Source organism: Nocardia sp. CA-084685 (assembly GCF_050955785.1).
Taxonomy (GTDB): domain Bacteria; phylum Actinomycetota; class Actinomycetes; order Mycobacteriales; family Mycobacteriaceae; genus Nocardia.
Genome location: NZ_CP192094.1, coordinates 8,621,207 through 8,638,472, shown reverse-complemented (window position 1 = coordinate 8,638,472; position 17,266 = coordinate 8,621,207). Strand labels below are relative to the sequence as shown.

Here is a 17,266-nt window from a genome sequence, read left to right as displayed (position 1 = left end):
CTTCTCCGAAATTGCTGAGCTCTGCGAACCGCTCAACTGCGCGGCTTGCGGTCCGATAGTCCATGCATGAACACATAACAGCCTGGAATCCGTGGCGCGCCGTCCGCGAATTTTGCCTGATACTCCGACGGCGTCACCCCGACCAACTGCCGGAACTTACTGCTGAACGATCCGAGACTGCTGTAGCCGACCAGCATGCAGACCTCGGTCACGGTCAGGTTGGTGGCCCGCAGATAGTCTTGCGCCCGCTCGATCCGTCGCTCCGCCAGATACGCCGCGGGCGTCACGCCGTACACGGCCGCGAATGCGCGCAGGAAGTGATACTTCGAAACCCCCGCGGCAGCGGCCAATTCGTCCAGATTCAACGGCTCGGCATAGCTGCGATCGGCAAGGTCCCGCGCCCGCCGCAGATGCGGAAGTAGGTAGAGCGCGGGTAATCCGGTCATCAGGTGAAGGGGGCGAGTTCGTCGAACCGGTAGGACGCGCGGCCCGCGGCCCGCCAGGCCCTTGCCGTCAGATCCAGATCCTCATCGGTGACCAGATTGCCCATTACCCGAACGGCGGTGCGCTGTAGATACTTCGACCGCATCACCGGCGGCCCGCCCATCGGCACCATCCGCGGGTGGGTCGCCAAACCGGCGATGCGCCGCGCGACCGAGAACGTCCGCCCGTAGCGGGCACGCAATAGTTCCGGCCACACCGTCGTGAGATCCGGTTCGTCCAGCAGTCCGGCGAGCATGTGCCCGCCCTCGAGTCCGTAGTCGATGCCCTCGCCGTTCAACGGATTCACGCAGCCCGCCGCATCGCCGATGAGCACCCAATTGCGTCCCGCGATATTCGATACCGCCCCGCCCATCGGCAGCAGCGCGGAGGCGACCGCCCGCAGCGAACCCTCGAGCTGCCACTCCTCGCGGCGCGACGAGGTGTAGTGCTCCAGCAGCGGTTTCAGTGCGATATGCGAGGGCCGACGCTCGGTGGCCAGCGAGCCGACGCCGATATTCACCTCGCCATTGCCCAGCGGGAACACCCAGCCGTAGCCCGGCACCAACTCACCGTCGGCATTGCGCAGCTCCAGATGCGAAGTGATCCACTGGTCGTCGCTGCGCGCGGATTTGATGTAGGCGCGGGCCGCGGTGCCATAGGCATACCGCCGATGCCAGGTGCGCCCGAGCAGTTTGCCGATCGGAGAGCGGACACCGTCGGCGACGACGAGCGTCTTGCAGCGGATCGAATGGGAGCCCTGCGCTGTCTGCACCGTCACACCGGTGACGCGATCACCCTCCCGGATGACATCGATCACTTTCGTGCCATCCAGCATCCTGGCCCCGGACTTCACGGCTGTCTCACGCAGTTTGTCGTCGAGTTCGGTTCGGGGAACGGCACTTCCGTACGTAGGAAAGGAACCGCCCGGCCACGGCAGCAGCGCCTCGCGACCGAAACCCGTCATCCGCAGGCCGTGGTTCACCGTGTGCGCGCGCAGCCAAGGCCCGAGCCCGAGGTGCTCCAATTCGGCGGTCGCACGAGGGGTGAGTCCATCGCCGCAGGTCTTGTCACGTGGGAAAACGGCGGAATCGGTGAGTAGAACATCGCGACCGGCCCGCGCGGTCCATGCGGCGGCGGCCGATCCGGCCGGTCCGGCACCGACCACGAGCACTTCGGTCTGTGTGGGAATCGCGCTCTGCGTCTCCCCGTCCCCGCCCGCGGGGGTGACATCCGGTGAACCCATGCGCTCAATACTCGCAGGAGCATTCCGTTCATGTCGATGGAGCCTGCCCGTGGCACAGACGATGCGATCGATGTGGTCGGAAAACACTATGGAAAGGTGTCTGATACACCCGCATAGTGACGGTGTTCATGGGCCGCGCGGCGGGGACACGCTAGGTTCTCTACCGTGGGGTCGGACGCATCGCTGGGAGAAGAGATGAGCACATCGGCTGTGAGTGATGAGAGCACGGTGGTGGCCGGAGTCGATCTCGGTGATACCGAGCTCGCACAGACCGTGCGCAACGGCCTCATCGATGTCGAAAAGCTCCTGATCGACGAGCTGTCCGACGGCGAGCTGTTCCTACAGGAGGCGGCGCTGCATCTGGCCAAGGCCGGAGGTAAGCGATTCCGGCCGCTGTTCACCATTCTCACCGGCCAGCTCGGTCCGCGCCCCACCGATCCGGCGCTGATCACGGCGGGCACCGTGGTGGAGCTGGTCCACCTGGCGACCCTCTACCACGACGACGTCATGGACGAGGCCCCCATGCGTCGCGGCGCGGCGAGCGTGAATTCACGCTGGGGCAACAGCATCGCCATCCTCGCCGGCGACTACCTGTTCGCGCACGCGTCACGGCTCACCTCGACTTTGGGTCCCGATGCGGTGCGGATCATCGCCGAAACCTTCGCCGAGCTGGTCACCGGTCAGATGCGGGAAACCATGGGCGCGCGCGAATCCCAGGATCCGGTCGAGCATTACCTGCGCGTGGTCTGGGAGAAGACCGGTTCGCTCATCGCCGCCGCCGGGCGTTTCGGCGGCACATTCTCCGGCGCCGATGCCGAACACGTCGAGCGGCTGGCCCGCCTCGGCGATGCGGTCGGCACCGCCTTCCAGATCTCCGACGACATCATCGATATTTCCTCGGCCGCCGAACAATCCGGTAAGACGCCGGGAACCGACCTGCGTGAGGGCGTGCACACCCTGCCGGTGCTGTACGCGCTGCGCGATGAGGGCGCCGAAGGCGACCGCCTGCGCAAACTGCTCGCCCATCCGCTGCAGACCGACGACGAGGTCGAGGAGGCGCTGTCGCTGCTCGCCCACTCCCGTGGCATGGTGCTGGCCAAGGACAAGCTGCAGAGCTACGCCGATATCGCGCACGCCGAACTCTCCGCGTTGCCATCGGGCCCGGCCAATGACGCGCTGGAGCGCCTGGTCCGCTACACCATCGAACGCGTCGGCTAGTTGGCACGGAGCTCACATTTCGATCAGGAACCTTCGCTCGGCTCTCTGCGTTGACCTGGTGTAATGCCTTGTATGGCCTGAATACGCGGAGAGGCGGACATGCACGGGTATGCGAATGGGCTGAAGACGTTCGGGCTCATGGTCGGCCTCTCGGCCTTGATCGTGTTCGCGGGGGCGATGTTCCGCAGCCCGATGATTCTCTTCTTCGCGATCCTGATCGCGGTCGGCATGAATGCCTACGCCTATTTCTACAGCGACAGGATCGCGCTGAAGGCCATGCACGCGCAGCCGGTCAGCGAGCTGGAGGCGCCGGTCATCTACCGCATCGTGCGCGAACTCGCGACCACCGCGCGTCAGCCGATGCCGCAGCTCTATATCAGTCCGACCAACGCCCCCAACGCCTTCGCGACCGGACGCAATCCGCGACACGCCGCGGTCTGTTGCACCAGCGGCATCCTGCAGATCCTCGACGAGCGCGAACTACGCGCCGTACTCGGCCACGAGCTATCGCACGTCTACAACCGCGACATTCTGATCTCCTCGATCGCGGGCGCACTGGCCGCGGTCATCTCCGGTCTGGCCAACCTGGCCTTTTTCGCCTCGATGTTCGGTGGCAACCGCAATGGTGATGGCCCCAATATCGTCGGCATGATCCTGGTGACGCTGCTCGGCCCGATCGCCGCGACCCTGGTCAAATTGGCTGTCTCCCGCTCTCGCGAATATCAAGCCGACCAATCAGGGGCCGAGCTGACCGGTGACCCGCTCGCCCTTGCCTCGGCGCTGCGCAAGCTGGAACGCGGGGTACAGGCTGCCCCGCTGCCCCCCGAGCCGCAGCTGACGGCCCAGTCGCATCTGATGATCGCCAACCCGTTCCGGGCCGGTGAACGTGCGGCACGGCTGTTCTCCACCCACCCGCCGATGGCCGATCGCATCGCCCGCCTCGAAGAGATGGCGGGCGGGCCCCGCAACTACTGATCGCTGGCCCGACTCCCGGCGCGCTCAATCATGTTCGACCGCGAGTTGCTGTTCGTAGGCCCGTAGCGTCTCCACGAACATCTGTCGTTGCTCGGCATTCAACGGCTCGAGCACTTTCCGCCACGCCCGCGCACTGCCCCCGAGCCACGCGTTGACCGAGTTCTCGTGCGCCGCCGCGATCGCGACGATGGTGCGACGGCGATCCGCGGCATCCGAGCGCCGCTCCAGCACTCCCTGACGGCTCAGATCGCCAACCATCAGGCTGACCGTCGTCGGCGCGACTTCCAGTCGCGCGGCCAGCTCATTCACCGTCATCGGCCCATCGAACACCAGATTCGCCAGCAGTGACAGATGGCGTGGCGCGAGCGAAAACGATTGCAGCTCTTCGGGAACGCGCATCTTCTTGGCCCTTCCCACCACCCGAGGCATGAGCAGCAGCAGACTCCGAATGCCCTCGTCCACCCCGATGCCACGCGCACCCGTTGACATCCCGCACACCTCCAAATAGCCTTTGGTTACAAAATAATTTTGCTTGCAAAGCAAAATCGAACCGCTCTCGCAAGGCTAGTACCAGCGATCGCCGGTCCGCCCGGCGATCCGGAAGGGCGCAGGACATGACAGATGCACAGCCGACTTCGGCGGCGGATTTCAATGCGGCGATCATCGAGGAGTTCCGCGCCAACGCGGGGACGGTCGGCGCGATGTTCGAGGGTGTGCCGCTCATCCTGCTGACCACGGTCGGCGCGAAAAGCGGACGCCAGCACACGACGCCGCTCGTCTATCACCGAGACGGCGATCGTCTACTGGTCTTCGGCTCGAACGGCGGCGCCGACACCGATCCGGCGTGGTTCTACAACGTGCAGCGGAATCCGGCCGTCACTGTGGAAATCGGCGAAGCGGCCGGCGTCGAGACTTTTCGGGCGACCGCAACCGTGCTGGCGGGTGCCGAGCGCGATCAGCGCTACGCCGAGCGGGCCGAGCGCGATCCGGCGTTTGCCGCATATCAAGCGGGAACCTCGAGAGTCATACCGGTGATCGCGCTGTCCCGGGAACAGCGGTCCGCGATCGGCCGCCGCGGCGTGATCGCCGGTGCGGCGGTCGCCGCGGCCGCTGTGGCGGGCGTTTCCGCCGCGATCGTCGGCTCAGGGGATGTGGCCCCGCAGCAGGCCGTTCCACGCGCAGCCGCCATCGGTGACCATCTGCGGACCGTGCACGAGCAATTGCGGCGCGATCTCGTGACGGTTCGCACGCAATTCGAACGGCTGGATGACTCGAGTGAAACGCTGAGCCTGCCTACGGATCTGCGCAGCCACTGTGTCGCATTCTGTGGTGCGCTGCATGAGCATCACACCAATGAGGACGGTGTCTTTCCGGCGCTGGCTCGCCAGCATCCCGAATTGGCTCCGGTGATCGAGCGCCTGCAGCGTGAGCATGGTGTGGTCGCGACGGCACTCACCGAACTTCAACTGTTGCTGAACAGTGCCGACCGAGTTCGTTTGCGTACCGAATTCGACCGTCTCGCGAACGAATTGGAAACCCATTTCAGCTACGAAGAGGACGAACTCGTCGCGACCCTGAATGCGACCGACCCGGCGACACTTCGGCAGCGGTAAATGCGCGCACAAAGAGAAACCCCCGCCGATCGTGATGATCGGCGGGGGTTTTCGGTGGCAGGTGTAGGATTCGAACCTACGTAGGCTTTCACCGACAGATTTACAGTCTGCTCCCATTGGCCGCTCGGGCAACCTGCCGTCGCGCTTCTCGGCGCGCAGTGCAGCTTACAACGAACCCGCACCCAGAATGCAAACCGGCTGGCCATCGGCCCTGCGACGGGACTACGGTCAGGCTCCGGGGTAGAACTGACGGTGACCGGAAACCGGTCGCTAGCGACTGATTGCAGGTCGCTCGAAAGGGTCAGCAGACCCCGTTGGACCGTCAGGACAGGAGCGAAGTGTGGCCGATTCGTCTTTCGATGTTGTCAGCAAGGTCGACCGTCAGGAGGTCGACAACGCGCTGCATCAGGCGGAGAAGGAGCTGAACACCCGCTACGACTTCCGTGGCACGGGCGCGAGTATCGAATGGTCCGGTGAGGACAAGATCGTGCTCAGCGCCGAGGCGGAGGAGCGGGTCAAGGCGGCGCTCGAGGTATTCAAAGAAAAGCTGATCCGCCGCGATATCTCGCTCAAGGCCTTCGATGCCGGTGAACCCGCGGCCTCCGGCAAGACCTACAAAATCACCGGCACGCTGGTGCAGGGCATCGACACCGAGCACGCGAAGAAAATTTCCAAGAAGATCCGCGACGAGGGCCCCAAGGGGATAAAGGCGCAGATCCAGGGCGATGAACTGCGCGTTTCCAGTAAGAAGCGCGACGATCTGCAGGCGGTGATCGCACTGCTCAAAGGTCAGGACTTCGGTATCGCGCTGCAGTTCGTCAATTACCGGTAGTCGTTGTGGCGGCCCGCCGCGTGTGGCCGCAAAAACCGCTCTGACCACCCGGTTTGGAGGTGCGACCGATAAGTGTGTAACCTCGTTCAAGACTTCGCCGCGCCGGAGTCCTGAGCGTAGGTCACGGTGCGGAGCTAGTCATGCCCCCTTAGCTCAGTCGGCAGAGCGTTTCCATGGTAAGGAAAAGGTCAACGGTTCGATTCCGTTAGGGGGCTCGCCGGATTGCCGGTGGTGACCGACTCGGCATCGCTACAACCCCCACTCTGTGGGGCCGGGCGCGGCATCACCAGCAATGCGACCCCGTGGCGGTGTAGCTCAGTCGGTAGAGCAAACGACTCATAATCGTTGTGTCGCCGGTTCAAGTCCGGCCATCGCTACCAAAGACCGATCAGACCATCTGGTTGACCCGAAAGAAGGAATATCGTGGCCGCGAAGTCCACCGATGTCCGGCCAAAGATCACCTTGGCCTGCGAGCAGTGCAAGCACCGCAACTACATCACCAAGAAAAACCGGCGCAACGACCCGGACCGGCTGGAGCTGAAGAAGTTCTGCCCGAACTGCGGTACCCACCGGGCGCACCGCGAATCCCGCTAGTCCACACGCGTGCCGCTGCCGCGTTGATTGGCTTCCGGGTTCTTCCCGGATTATCGGGTCGTGACACTTGCGAGGGCCGGACATATGTCCGGCCCTGACGTGTTTCACGACTCGAGTGCGGTGGTTGAACGCTCCGTCGACTCCGGGGCCTCGGGGTCAGATAGGTACAGTCCTCCCGTGACAATCAACACCGGTACAGACGAAGCGGTCGCAATGGACGAAGCACTCGATCCCGCGGCGCATGCCGCGGCGATGGTCGGTCATCACTACCGCGTCGACGACTACTACGAGGTCGGCCGTGAGAAGGTGCGTGAATATGCCCGCGCCGTGCAGGATTATCACCCCGTGCACTGGGACAAGGATGCGGCGCAGGAGTACGGCTACGACGACCTGCTCGCCCCGCCCACCTTCATCTCCCTGGTCGGAATTCTGGCTCAGAGCAAACTCTTCGAGCAGATCGTCACGGGCTACGACCTGAGCCAGATCATGCAGACCGATCAGATCCTGGAATTCCACCGGCCCATCAAGGTCGGCGACCAGCTGGTCTGCGATGTCTACCTGCACTCGTTCCGGCAGGCCTTCGGCGGCGACATCATCGTCACCAAGAACATCGTCACCGCGCAGAACGGCGAGGTGGTACTCACCACCTACACCACGCTGATCGGGCGCAGCGGCGGCGATATCGATCCGAACCTGCAGGGCGCGGTCCGCAACGTGCTCATGCACGGCATCGGCGATGAGGCCCCCAGTTACCCTCCGCGCACCCCGGCCGCGCCCGTGGCAACCGTGCCCACGGTGCCCGCGATCGCGCCGAGCAAGCATGCGATCAAGTTCGAGGACGTCGCCGTCGGCGACGAGCTGCCCCCGCGCATCGTCCAACTCACCCGCGGTGATCTGGTGAACTACGCCGGTGTCTCCGGCGATGCGAATCCGATCCACTGGAGTGACGAGGTCGTCAAACTGGTCGGGCTGGACAATGTGGTCGCGCACGGCATGCTCACCATGGGCCTCGGCGGGGGATTCGTCACTTCCTGGCTCGGCGATCCCGGTGCGGTCAAGGAGTACAACGTCCGCTTCACCAGTCCGGTTTACGTCGGCTCCGAGGAGCCCGCGGAGGTCGAGTTCACGGGTAAGGTGAAGTCGGTGGATCCGGAGACCCGGGCCGCGGTCGTCGCCATCGTGGCGAAGTCGGCGGGCAAGAAGATCTTCGGACGCGCCACCGCGACGGTCCAACTGGCCTGACCTGGTCGAGCGACCCTGATTGGCATATGCCGCAGGCGGTAACGTACACTCAGATTTCTGGGGTCACCAGCCGCTGCGCGCTGCTCTGCAAGGGCTGGTTCCAGGTGAGTCCGCGAGGATTCGCCGACGGGGCCGGCAACTGCCGGAGTGGCGCGCGTGTTGTGTGACACCGGATAGAAGAACGACAACTGAATACCGAACAGTGGTTGGACAGCTGGATCGTTCAACCGAAGGGGCGTAGCTCAATTGGCAGAGCAGCGGTCTCCAAAACCGCAGGTTGCAGGTTCAAGTCCTGTCGCCCCTGCCCTGGATGCCAGCGACGAAAGGATCGACGTGGTCGACGAGCGGGATACTCGCCGCGGCGCGCATGCCGAGGACGACGACACCGCCGCCGTGGCTCGGCCGAGCGGTAAGCGGTCCGCGCGGCGCAGTCGCAATGCCGATTCGGGCTCGGTCGCCACGATCGATCGGCCCACATCGGCCAAGGCAGCCAAGAAGACCGATCGGGCCGAACGCAAGAAGACGGGTAACCCGTTCAAGCGTTTGATCAAGTTCCTGCGCGAAGTAGTCGCGGAACTGCGCAAGGTGATCTGGCCCAACCGGAAGCAGATGGTCACCTATACGAGCGTTGTTCTGGTGTTCGTGATCTTCATGGTCGCGTTCATCAGCGGGTTGGATCTGGCGTTCATCAAGGGTGTCAACTGGCTGTTCGGCTAGCTGATCGCCGCCGACGCCGGTAGCCATCCCGGGCGGCGCGTTACAGCGCGCCAGGCCCGGTACGCAAAGGATGTACGTGACGACACAGGAAGCGAGTGCCCCAGTGAGCACCCCGGAGAACGACACAACCGACGAGTTCCCGGTCGACGACGCGGTGCAGACCGTCGAGGAGTCCGCTGCCGTCGAGGAAGCTGTTGTCGACGAATCCGACGCCGCTGACGCCGAAGTTGTCGAGGCCGCTCCTGTCGATGCCGAACCCGCCGATCCGGTCGCCGAAATGAAGGCCGCGCTGCGACGCGCCCCCGGCGATTGGTACGTGATTCACTCGTACGCCGGTTACGAGAACAAGGTGAAGGCCAACCTCGAAACCCGCGTGCAGAACCTGGACCTCGAGGATTACATCTTCCAGGTCGAGGTGCCGACCGAAGAGGTCACCGAGATCAAGAACGGCCAGCGCAAGCACGTCAACCGCAAGGTGCTGCCCGGTTACATCCTGGTCCGGATGGAGCTCAACGACGAGTCGTGGGGCGCGGTGCGCAATACCCCCGGTGTCACCGGTTTCGTCGGTGCCACCTCGCGGCCGTCGCCGCTTTCCATCGACGATGTGGTGAAGTTCCTGGTCCCCGCCGCGCAGCAGCAGAAGAAGCCCGCTGCCGAGGCCGCCGCCGCGACTGCCGCCGCCACCGATATCGCGCCAAAGCCGGTCATCGAGGTCGACTTCGAGGTCGGCGAGTCGGTGACCGTGATGGACGGCCCGTTCGCGACGTTGCCCGCCAGCATTTCCGAGGTCAATGCCGAGCAGCAGAAGCTCAAGGTGCTCGTGTCGATCTTCGGTCGCGAGACTCCGGTCGAGCTGGCGTTCACCCAGGTCGCGAAGATCTAGTTCCGCGGTTTCGGCTCCGGCTGGGATCGCGGGATGAATCGGCCCGGTGCACGGGTTGATTCACCAGGCTTGCAAAGAGCAAGGACACCAAAACCCTAGGAAAGAAAGATGCCCCCCAAGAAGAAGAAGCTCGCCGGGATCATCAAGCTTCAGATCCAGGCCGGCCAGGCGAACCCGGCCCCTCCGGTCGGCCCCGCGCTCGGTCAGCACGGCGTCAACATCATGGAGTTCTGCAAGGCGTACAACGCCGCGACCGAGTCGCAGCGTGGCAACGTCATTCCGGTCGAGATCTCGGTGTACGAGGACCGGTCCTTCGACTTCAAGCTGAAGACCCCGCCCGCCGCCAAGCTGCTGCTCAAGGCCGCCGGTGTGCAGAAGGGCTCGGCCGAGCCGCACAAGACCAAGGTCGCGAAGGTCACCATGGACCAGGTCCGGGAGATCGCCAAGACCAAGCAGGAAGATCTGAACGCCAAGGACATCGACCAGGCGGCCAAGATCATCGCGGGTACCGCGCGTTCGATGGGCATCACCGTCGAGGCGTGAGTTTCGCACTCGCAATCCCGGTGGGAGGGTCGGCCAGACCCGATAACCACTTCTGAACCACATTAAGGACAGACAATCATGGCAAAACGAAGCAAGGCGTATCTCGCCGCGGCCGAGAAGGTCGATCGCACTCAGCTCTACTCCCCGCTGGCCGCCGCGCGTCTGGCGAAGGAGACCGCTACCACCAAGACCGACGCGACCGTCGAGGTCGCCGTTCGTCTCGGTGTGGATCCCCGTAAGGCCGACCAGATGGTCCGTGGCACGGTCAACCTGCCGCACGGCACCGGTAAGACCGCCCGCGTCATCGTGTTCGCGGCCGGTGAGAAGGCCGCCGAGGCCGAGGCCGCCGGTGCGGACGCCGTCGGCGCCGAGGACCTGATCGAGCGGATCCAGGGCGGCTGGCTGGACTTCGACGCCGCGATCGCCACCCCGGACCAGATGGCCAAGGTTGGTCGGATCGCGCGCGTCCTCGGCCCGCGCGGCCTGATGCCGAACCCGAAGACGGGCACGGTCACCAACGATGTGACCAAGGCCGTCAACGACATCAAGGGCGGCAAGATCAACTTCCGCGTCGACAAGCAGGCCAACCTGCACTTCGTCATCGGCAAGGCGTCCTTCGACGATGCCAAGCTGGTGGAGAACTACGGCGCCGCGCTGGACGAGATCCTGCGTGCCAAGCCGTCGACCGCCAAGGGCCGCTACGTCAAGAAGGTGACGGTCTCGACGAACACCGGACCGGGCATCCCGGTGGACCCGAACCGCACCCGCAACCTCCTCGACGAGGATGCGTAAGTAGCACCCCGGCTCTTCGGTAGCCCAGCTCTTCGGAAGCTGAGCGTTATCGCAGGAAGCTGAGTTTTACCGCAAGGGCGGGAACGCGAATCGCGTTCCCGCCCTTTGCGCATTTCGGCAGGTTTCCTGGGGCGGCATATGGGCGCTCGCGGTGCGGTGCTGCGGACATATCGCGCACCGGACTAATTCCCGCGCGGCGACGGTTGGCCATGAGGTGACCGCCGTACTGCTCATCTCCGGAAGCACACGTAGTGCTTCCACCAATACCGCCGCACTGCGCACAGTCGCGGCGATCGCGCCGGAGGGTGTCGAGACCTTCTGGTACGAAGGTCTCGCCGAACTGCCTGCCTTCAGTCCGGATGACGACGGTACCGGTCACCCGTCGGTTGTCGCACTGCACGAACATATTTCGCGCGCCGATGCGGTCCTGCTCTGCACTCCCGAATACGCGGGCACCCTCCCCGGCAGCTTCAAGAACCTGCTCGACTGGACCGTCGGCACCGCCGATCTCTACGAAAAGCCGACTGCCTTCCTCAATGTCGCCGCCCAAGGCCGCGGCGAAGGCGCGGCCACCACCTTGACCACGGTGCTGGGCTACGTCGGTGCCATCGTCGATCCGGGCACTTGTGCCCGACTCCCGGTAGCCCGCGATGCCGTCGACACCAACGGCCTGGTCACCACCCCCGAATTCCGCACCGGGGCACTGAAAGCCCTCACCCGCCTGGTCCACCAGACCACCCTCGCCTGACCACCCGTCCAAGGGAGTCGAATGGTGGCTTTCGGTCCGGGACCGAGCCACCATTCGACTCGCCTCGATGGTCAGTTTTCCTTGGGCTCTGCGGATTTGCGCCAACCGAGTAGCACCGATTCGCCGTCCCGCACATCCCACGGTAGGAAGATGGCGACGATCAGCGCGCACACCACGACCGCGCCCGCGGCGACCAGCGATGCGGCGTGGGAACCCTGCAGTGCTGCCGTCTTCATTGCGGTGATCAGGTTTTCGCGCTGGACCTCGAAGAATGGTGCGAGTTCTCGTTTGCGAACCTCCAGCACGCTGAGCGGACTGGCCTTCACCAGACTGCGCTGGTCGGAGTTCATCATCCCGGCGGGCACCCGGTCGATCAGCGGCGAGACGCGAGTTGTGTAGTAGGAGGCCACGATCGAGCCGAGGACCGCGACGCCGAGGGTGCCGCCGATCTCGCGGGTGGTGTCGTTGACCGCGGATCCCGCGCCAGCTTCGTTCAGCGGTAGCGAACCCATGATCGATTCGGTCGCCGGGCCCTGCACGATGGCCAGGCCCAACGCCATCGAAACCATGGACGGCAGCACACCGATGACATAACTGCTGTCCACCGTCACCTGCCCACCGAGATACAGGCCGACCCCGGTGAGCAACAGCCCGAATACGATCACCGGCGTGGTGCCGACGCGGGTCGCCATGAGTGTCGCGATCGGTGCACCGATCGCCACCGAGAACGCGAACGGCAGTGAGGCGATGCCGAATTCGAGCGGCGTGTACTCCCGCACCCCTTGGAAGTACTGAGTAATGAGGAACAGGAATCCGAACATCGAGAAGTAGCCGACCGCAATCGCCAAGGCTGGCATGGAGAATCGGCGATTGCGGAACAGCCACATATCGAGAATCGGTGCGCTGGTACGCAATTCCCACGCAATGAAGACCGCGAGCAGTGCGATCCCGAGTGCGCCGACACCGAGCGTGGTGGTGGAAAGCCAGCCGTAGCGCGGCGCTTCGATAATGGCCCACACCAGCGCCGTGATGCCGATGACCGACAATCCGATGCCAGCCGGATCGAGCCGCCCCACCTGGGCGGATCGCGATTCGGGCACCCAGATCAGGGTGGCGGCCATGGCGAGCAGCGCCACTGGCACATTGATCCAGAAGACCGAATGCCAGGAAAAATGTTCCAGCAGCCAGCCGCCCGAAATCGGGCCGATCGCAATGGCGAAGCCGGCCATGGCAGTCCAGGCGGCGATAGCCAGTGCGCGCTCGCGTTTATCGGTGAAGATATTGATGATCAGCGCCAGGGTCGCCGGGAAGACGGCCGCGGCGAAGACACCCATGGCAGCGCGGGCGAGGATGACACTGCTCATGGATTCCGATAGCGCCCCGCCGATCGACATGAGGGCCACACCGACCAGGCCGATCATCATGACGCGGCGGCGTCCGTAGCGGTCGCCGAGATTGCCGAAGGACAGCAACAATCCGGCGAATGTCAGAGTGTACGCATCGACGACCCATTGCAGGCCACTGACACTAGTGGCCAACTCCACTCCGATGGAGGGTAGGGCCACATTCACGATGGTGTTGTCGAGGACGACCAGCAGCTCCGCCAGACAAATGACGGCGAGAGCGAGAAAGCGCCTGGTGCGTCGTTCCAACAGCACCGGTGGATCGACTATGGAGGTTGCCATAGTTCAGTAGTCAAACAGTAACTGTCACTATTGGTAACACCTTATTGTGGCGATATCCGCCACAACTGTCGTCGATTGTGATTGGCGACACGTCGCCGAAGTTATGGAGGCACTGGCGGATTCCGCGAGTGCATGGGTATCTCGTCGGCCGCACCAAAACCCGACGCCCGCATAGCCGCAGGTCCGCGATGTTCTCCCGGCCGGCACGCGCGACCGGCGAAAGCTCCGGGGAGCCTGGAAAGCGCCGTTTTGGCAGATGAGGGTGGGTTCGGCTACGCTGGACCGAAGTAATCGACGAGTTCGATGACTACCCAATCCGTTCTACCGAAGACCGTTGGTCGCTGCGCCCATTCGGGTGTGGTCGAAGGTCCGGCATCGAGCCGGCGGCCCACGCAGGGAGGACCGAGGCTGGGAATTGACCTGGGTCAAGCCTGGGTCGATCGCCTATCGCGCCCCGGAACGCTCTGCGTTCGGGGCGTTTGCTTTATCGCCGGCCCCTGGTACTCGGCAGTTCGAATACGAACCGACATCCAGAGAGGAGGCGAAGTATGGCAAAACCCGAGAAGGTCACCGCGGTCGAGGAGATCACGGAGCAGTTCAAGAGCTCGTCGGCCACCGTCATCACGGAATACCGTGGTCTGTCGGTCGGTAAGCTCACCGATCTGCGTCGCGCGCTCGGCGAAGGCGCTACCTACTCCGTCGCCAAGAACACCCTGGTCAAGCGGGCGGCCGCGGAAGCGGGCGTCGTTGGCCTGGACGACTTGTTCGTCGGACCGACCGCCATCGCCTTCATCAAGGGCGAGCCGGTCGACGCGGCGAAGGCCATCAAGACCTTCGCCAAGGAGAACAAGGCGCTCATCATCAAGGGCGGGTACATGGACGGCGCTACGCTGTCCGTTGCCGAGGTCGAGAAGATCGCCGACCTGGAGTCCCGCGAGGTGCTGCTGGCCAAGCTGGCCGGCGCGATGAAGGGCAACCTGGCGAAGGCCGCCGGTCTGTTCAACGCTCCCGCTTCGCAGGTGGCCCGCCTGGCTGCCGCGCTGCAGGAGAAGAAGCAGGCCGAAGAAGGCGGAGCTGCCGCCGAGTAACACCCCGTGCGGGTGGATCGCGTGCGGCTCGCCCACATAGACAACCAACTACCGAAAGGAAACAACAATGGCCAACGTTGACGAACTGCTCGAGACCTTCGGCAACATGACCCTGCTCGAGCTGTCGGACTTCGTCAAGAAGTTCGAGGAGAAGTTCGAGGTCACCGCGGCTGCTCCGGTCGCCGTCGCCGCCGTCGGTGGCGCTGCCGCTCCGGCCGAGGCCGTCGAGGAGCAGGACGAGTTCGACGTCATCCTCGAGGGTGCCGGCGACAAGAAGATCCAGGTCATCAAGGTGGTCCGCGAGATCGTCTCGGGCCTGGGCCTGAAGGAAGCCAAGGACCTCGTCGAGAGCGCCCCGAAGCCGATCCTGGAGAAGGTCGCCAAGGAGGCCGCCGAGGCTGCCAAGGCGAAGCTGGAAGAGGCCGGCGCCAAGGTCTCGGTCAAGTAATTCGCGAGTTACTCGCTGAACGGGCGGTCCCCATTGGGGGCCGCCCGTTTGCATTATCGCGACGCGTGCGACGGTAATGCGAATATTGCGAGTGATCCGGGGTTACTCTTCGGTCAGGTTAGGGTGTCCCGCGTCATGCTCATGGGATACAGTGACCGCACCCACTGTGACGCGACACACCGTGATACCGAATAGCGCGGTTCGCCGGTGGGTGGCTCGCTGAGAATTTGTGGAGGTTGGCGTGGGCGTCGAGGTCAGGACCGAGGGTGTTACCAAGTCCTTTGGTTCACAGCGAATTTGGCAGGATGTCTCACTGACGCTGCCTTCGGGTGAGGTCAGCGCGCTGCTCGGCCCCTCGGGTACCGGTAAATCCGTCTTTCTGAAGTCGCTGATCGGTCTGCTGCGTCCGGAGCGCGGTTCGATCTTCATCGACGGCACCGATATCACCACCTGCTCCAATAAGGAGCTCTACGAAATCCGCAAGCTCTTCGGTGTGCTGTTCCAGGATGGTGCGCTGTTCGGGTCGATGAATCTGTTCGACAATGTCGCGTTCCCATTGCGTGAGCACACCAAGAAGACCGAATCCGACATCAAGAAGATCGTGATGGAGAAGCTCGAGCTGACCGGTCTGCTCGGCGCGGAGGGCAAGCTCCCGGGTGAGATCTCCGGTGGTATGCGCAAGCGCGCCGGTCTGGCCCGCGCGCTGGTGTTGGACCCGCAGATCATCCTGGTCGACGAGCCCGACTCCGGTCTGGACCCGGTCCGTACCTCCTACCTGTCGCAGTTGCTGATCGACATCAACGCTCAGATCGACGCGACGATCCTGATCGTGACCCACAACATCAACCTGGCGCGTACGGTGCCCGACAACATCGGGATGTTGTTCCGTCGCTCGTTGGTGATGTTCGGTCCGCGCGAGGTCTTGTTGACCTCGGAGGAGCCGGTGGTCAAGCAGTTCCTCAACGGTCGCATGATCGGTCCGATCGGCATGTCCGAGGAGAAGGACGAGGCGCAGATGGCGCGCGAGCAGGCCCTCGTCGATGCCGGGCACCACCACGGTGGCGCCGAGGAGGTCGAGGGCATCATCCCGCAGATGCGGGCGACTCCCGGTATGCCGGTGCGCCAGGCCGTGATTCGCCGTCAGGCGCGCGTCCGCGAAATCATGCACACCCTGCCGCACGCGGCTCAGGTGGCTATCCGTGAGTCACTTGCGGAGAGCGACGACACGCAGGTGATGGCGTACCAGAACGGGGACCTGGGCGGATACCAGGGTGGGTCGTTCGACACTACCGTGCGCCACAACACAACTAACGGGTAACATCTGCGATCGTGAATTCCACCCTGGCGCGATTGCGGACTCCAGTAGAGTCGGGGTTTGGCCAGGCCGGCAACATCTTTGCGCTGCTCATCGACGTTATGCGCAAGACGTTCAAACGGCCTTTCCAGTTGCGCGAATTCGTCGAGCAGTCGTGGTTCATCGCGAGTGTCTCGATCTTGCCCAGCGCACTGGTCGCCATCCCGTTCGGTGCGGTTGTCGCGCTGCAGACCGGCTCTTTGATCAAACAACTAGGTGCCGAGTCTTTTACCGGCGCAACCAGCGTGCTGGCTACCGTCCAGCAGGCCGCTCCCGTTGTCACCGCGTTGATCATCGCGGGCGCGGCCGGCTCGGCGGTCGCCGCCGACCTCGGCGCGCGCAGCATCCGTGAGGAGATCGACGCGATGGAGGTGCTCGGCATCGACCCGGTGCAGCGACTGGTCGTGCCGCGCGTGCTCGGCATGATGCTGGTCGCGCTGCTGCTCAACGGTCTGGTGTCGGTGGTCGGCATCGCAGGCGGCTATTTCTTCAACGTCGGGCTGCAGGGCGGTACGCCCGGCGCCTACCTCGCTTCGTTCTCCGCACTGGCCCAGCTGCCGGACCTGTGGATCGGCGAGATAAAGGCCTTGGTATTCGGTCTGCTCGCAGGCGTGATCGCCGCGTACAAGGGGTTGCATCCCAAAGGGGGCCCGAAAGGAGTCGGAGACGCGGTGAACCAATCCGTGGTTATCACCTTCATGGTTCTGTTCTTTGTGAACTTGATCCTGACCTTGGTGTATTTGCAGGTCGTCCCCGCCAAGGGCGCCTGACCCGTGGCCACCTCGTACCGTCCCCCGGTGTTGGCGAA

At 64.0% G+C, this 17,266-nt stretch carries 19 protein-coding genes and 4 tRNA genes; 18 read left to right on the top strand and 5 right to left on the bottom strand.

Annotation, left to right across the window (positions count from 1 at the left end; genetic code table 11):
* Positions 1-32 precede the first annotated feature (32 nt).
* Complete coding sequence (locus tag ACQP2U_RS37820) at positions 33-446, bottom strand: helix-turn-helix transcriptional regulator (RefSeq protein WP_397040430.1); 414 nt, start codon at positions 444-446, stop codon at positions 33-35.
* Positions 446-1,726 (bottom strand): geranylgeranyl reductase family protein, encoded by a 1,281-nt coding sequence (locus ACQP2U_RS37815; protein ID WP_433711935.1) that lies wholly within the window; start codon positions 1,724-1,726, stop codon positions 446-448. Before ACQP2U_RS37815 ends, ACQP2U_RS37820 begins: the two co-directional genes overlap by 1 nt.
* A 195-nt stretch (positions 1,727-1,921) precedes the next feature.
* Between ACQP2U_RS37815 and ACQP2U_RS37810 the strand changes: the two genes are divergently transcribed.
* Positions 1,922-2,944: a polyprenyl synthetase family protein gene (locus ACQP2U_RS37810; protein ID WP_397040426.1), complete on the top strand. Its 1,023-nt coding sequence runs from the start codon at positions 1,922-1,924 to the stop codon at positions 2,942-2,944.
* Between the two features lie 99 nt (positions 2,945-3,043).
* Positions 3,044-3,919, top strand: coding sequence for a zinc metalloprotease HtpX (gene htpX, locus ACQP2U_RS37805; protein ID WP_397040424.1), 876 nt, complete (start codon positions 3,044-3,046; stop codon positions 3,917-3,919).
* A 24-nt stretch (positions 3,920-3,943) separates the two neighbouring features.
* Here htpX and ACQP2U_RS37800 read toward each other — a convergent pair whose 3' ends face one another.
* The gene (locus ACQP2U_RS37800; protein WP_433711934.1) at positions 3,944-4,408 is read right to left on the bottom strand and encodes a MarR family transcriptional regulator; all 465 of its coding nucleotides are present in this window, start codon (positions 4,406-4,408) and stop codon (positions 3,944-3,946) included.
* Positions 4,409-4,533: 125 nt separating this feature from the next.
* Between ACQP2U_RS37800 and ACQP2U_RS37795 the strand changes: the two genes are divergently transcribed.
* Complete coding sequence (locus ACQP2U_RS37795; RefSeq protein WP_433711933.1) at positions 4,534-5,532, top strand: nitroreductase/quinone reductase family protein; 999 nt, start codon at positions 4,534-4,536, stop codon at positions 5,530-5,532.
* A gap of 55 nt (positions 5,533-5,587) precedes the next feature.
* Here the strand turns inward: ACQP2U_RS37795 and ACQP2U_RS37790 are convergent.
* Positions 5,588-5,670, bottom strand: a tRNA-Tyr gene (locus tag ACQP2U_RS37790).
* A 202-nt stretch (positions 5,671-5,872) separates the two neighbouring features.
* Here ACQP2U_RS37790 and ACQP2U_RS37785 point away from each other — a divergent pair.
* From ACQP2U_RS37785 to ACQP2U_RS37735, 11 genes are all read left to right on the top strand, one after another.
* Complete coding sequence (locus ACQP2U_RS37785; protein ID WP_433711932.1) at positions 5,873-6,364, top strand: YajQ family cyclic di-GMP-binding protein; 492 nt, start codon at positions 5,873-5,875, stop codon at positions 6,362-6,364.
* Between the two features lie 142 nt (positions 6,365-6,506).
* Positions 6,507-6,579: transfer RNA gene (locus tag ACQP2U_RS37780), tRNA-Thr, on the top strand.
* A gap of 89 nt (positions 6,580-6,668) precedes the next feature.
* A tRNA-Met gene (locus ACQP2U_RS37775) sits at positions 6,669-6,744 on the top strand.
* A gap of 43 nt (positions 6,745-6,787) precedes the next feature.
* A complete protein-coding gene (rpmG, locus tag ACQP2U_RS37770) occupies positions 6,788-6,958 on the top strand; it encodes a 50S ribosomal protein L33 (protein WP_011211653.1) in 171 nt (56 codons plus the stop codon).
* Positions 6,959-7,141: 183 nt separating this feature from the next.
* On the top strand, positions 7,142-8,200 hold the full coding sequence (locus ACQP2U_RS37765; RefSeq protein WP_433716717.1) for a fused (3R)-hydroxyacyl-ACP dehydratase subunits HadA/HadB: 1,059 nt from the start codon (positions 7,142-7,144) through the stop codon (positions 8,198-8,200).
* Positions 8,201-8,431: 231 nt separating this feature from the next.
* Positions 8,432-8,504: transfer RNA gene (locus ACQP2U_RS37760), tRNA-Trp, on the top strand.
* A 29-nt stretch (positions 8,505-8,533) separates the two neighbouring features.
* On the top strand, positions 8,534-8,917 hold the full coding sequence (gene secE, locus ACQP2U_RS37755) for a preprotein translocase subunit SecE (RefSeq protein ID WP_433711931.1): 384 nt from the start codon (positions 8,534-8,536) through the stop codon (positions 8,915-8,917).
* Between the two features lie 103 nt (positions 8,918-9,020).
* The gene (gene nusG / locus ACQP2U_RS37750; RefSeq protein WP_433685531.1) at positions 9,021-9,800 is read left to right on the top strand and encodes a transcription termination/antitermination protein NusG; all 780 of its coding nucleotides are present in this window, start codon (positions 9,021-9,023) and stop codon (positions 9,798-9,800) included.
* A 108-nt stretch (positions 9,801-9,908) separates the two neighbouring features.
* On the top strand, positions 9,909-10,343 hold the full coding sequence (rplK, locus tag ACQP2U_RS37745; RefSeq protein WP_062983809.1) for a 50S ribosomal protein L11: 435 nt from the start codon (positions 9,909-9,911) through the stop codon (positions 10,341-10,343).
* 78 nt (positions 10,344-10,421) lie between these two features.
* The gene (rplA, locus tag ACQP2U_RS37740; protein ID WP_354960268.1) at positions 10,422-11,135 is read left to right on the top strand and encodes a 50S ribosomal protein L1; all 714 of its coding nucleotides are present in this window, start codon (positions 10,422-10,424) and stop codon (positions 11,133-11,135) included.
* A 214-nt stretch (positions 11,136-11,349) separates the two neighbouring features.
* The gene (locus ACQP2U_RS37735; protein ID WP_433711930.1) at positions 11,350-11,883 is read left to right on the top strand and encodes an NADPH-dependent FMN reductase; all 534 of its coding nucleotides are present in this window, start codon (positions 11,350-11,352) and stop codon (positions 11,881-11,883) included.
* 71 nt (positions 11,884-11,954) lie between these two features.
* Here the strand turns inward: ACQP2U_RS37735 and ACQP2U_RS37730 are convergent, their stop codons facing one another.
* A complete protein-coding gene (locus tag ACQP2U_RS37730) occupies positions 11,955-13,568 on the bottom strand; it encodes an MFS transporter (protein ID WP_433711929.1) in 1,614 nt (537 codons plus the stop codon).
* A 548-nt stretch (positions 13,569-14,116) separates the two neighbouring features.
* On the opposite strand from ACQP2U_RS37730, the gene rplJ reads away from it, so the two are divergent.
* From rplJ to ACQP2U_RS37710, 4 genes are all read left to right on the top strand, one after another.
* Entirely contained in the window at positions 14,117-14,656 is a 540-nt protein-coding gene (gene rplJ / locus ACQP2U_RS37725; RefSeq protein WP_433711928.1) for a 50S ribosomal protein L10, read from the top strand.
* A gap of 67 nt (positions 14,657-14,723) precedes the next feature.
* A complete protein-coding gene (gene rplL / locus ACQP2U_RS37720) occupies positions 14,724-15,104 on the top strand; it encodes a 50S ribosomal protein L7/L12 (RefSeq protein WP_397040412.1) in 381 nt (126 codons plus the stop codon).
* 241 nt (positions 15,105-15,345) lie between these two features.
* A complete protein-coding gene (locus ACQP2U_RS37715; RefSeq protein WP_433711927.1) occupies positions 15,346-16,422 on the top strand; it encodes an ABC transporter ATP-binding protein in 1,077 nt (358 codons plus the stop codon).
* 98 nt (positions 16,423-16,520) lie between these two features.
* Positions 16,521-17,228, top strand: a complete 708-nt coding sequence (locus tag ACQP2U_RS37710; protein WP_397040457.1) for an MlaE family ABC transporter permease — start codon at positions 16,521-16,523, stop codon at positions 17,226-17,228.
* Positions 17,229-17,266: the final 38 nt, after the last annotated feature.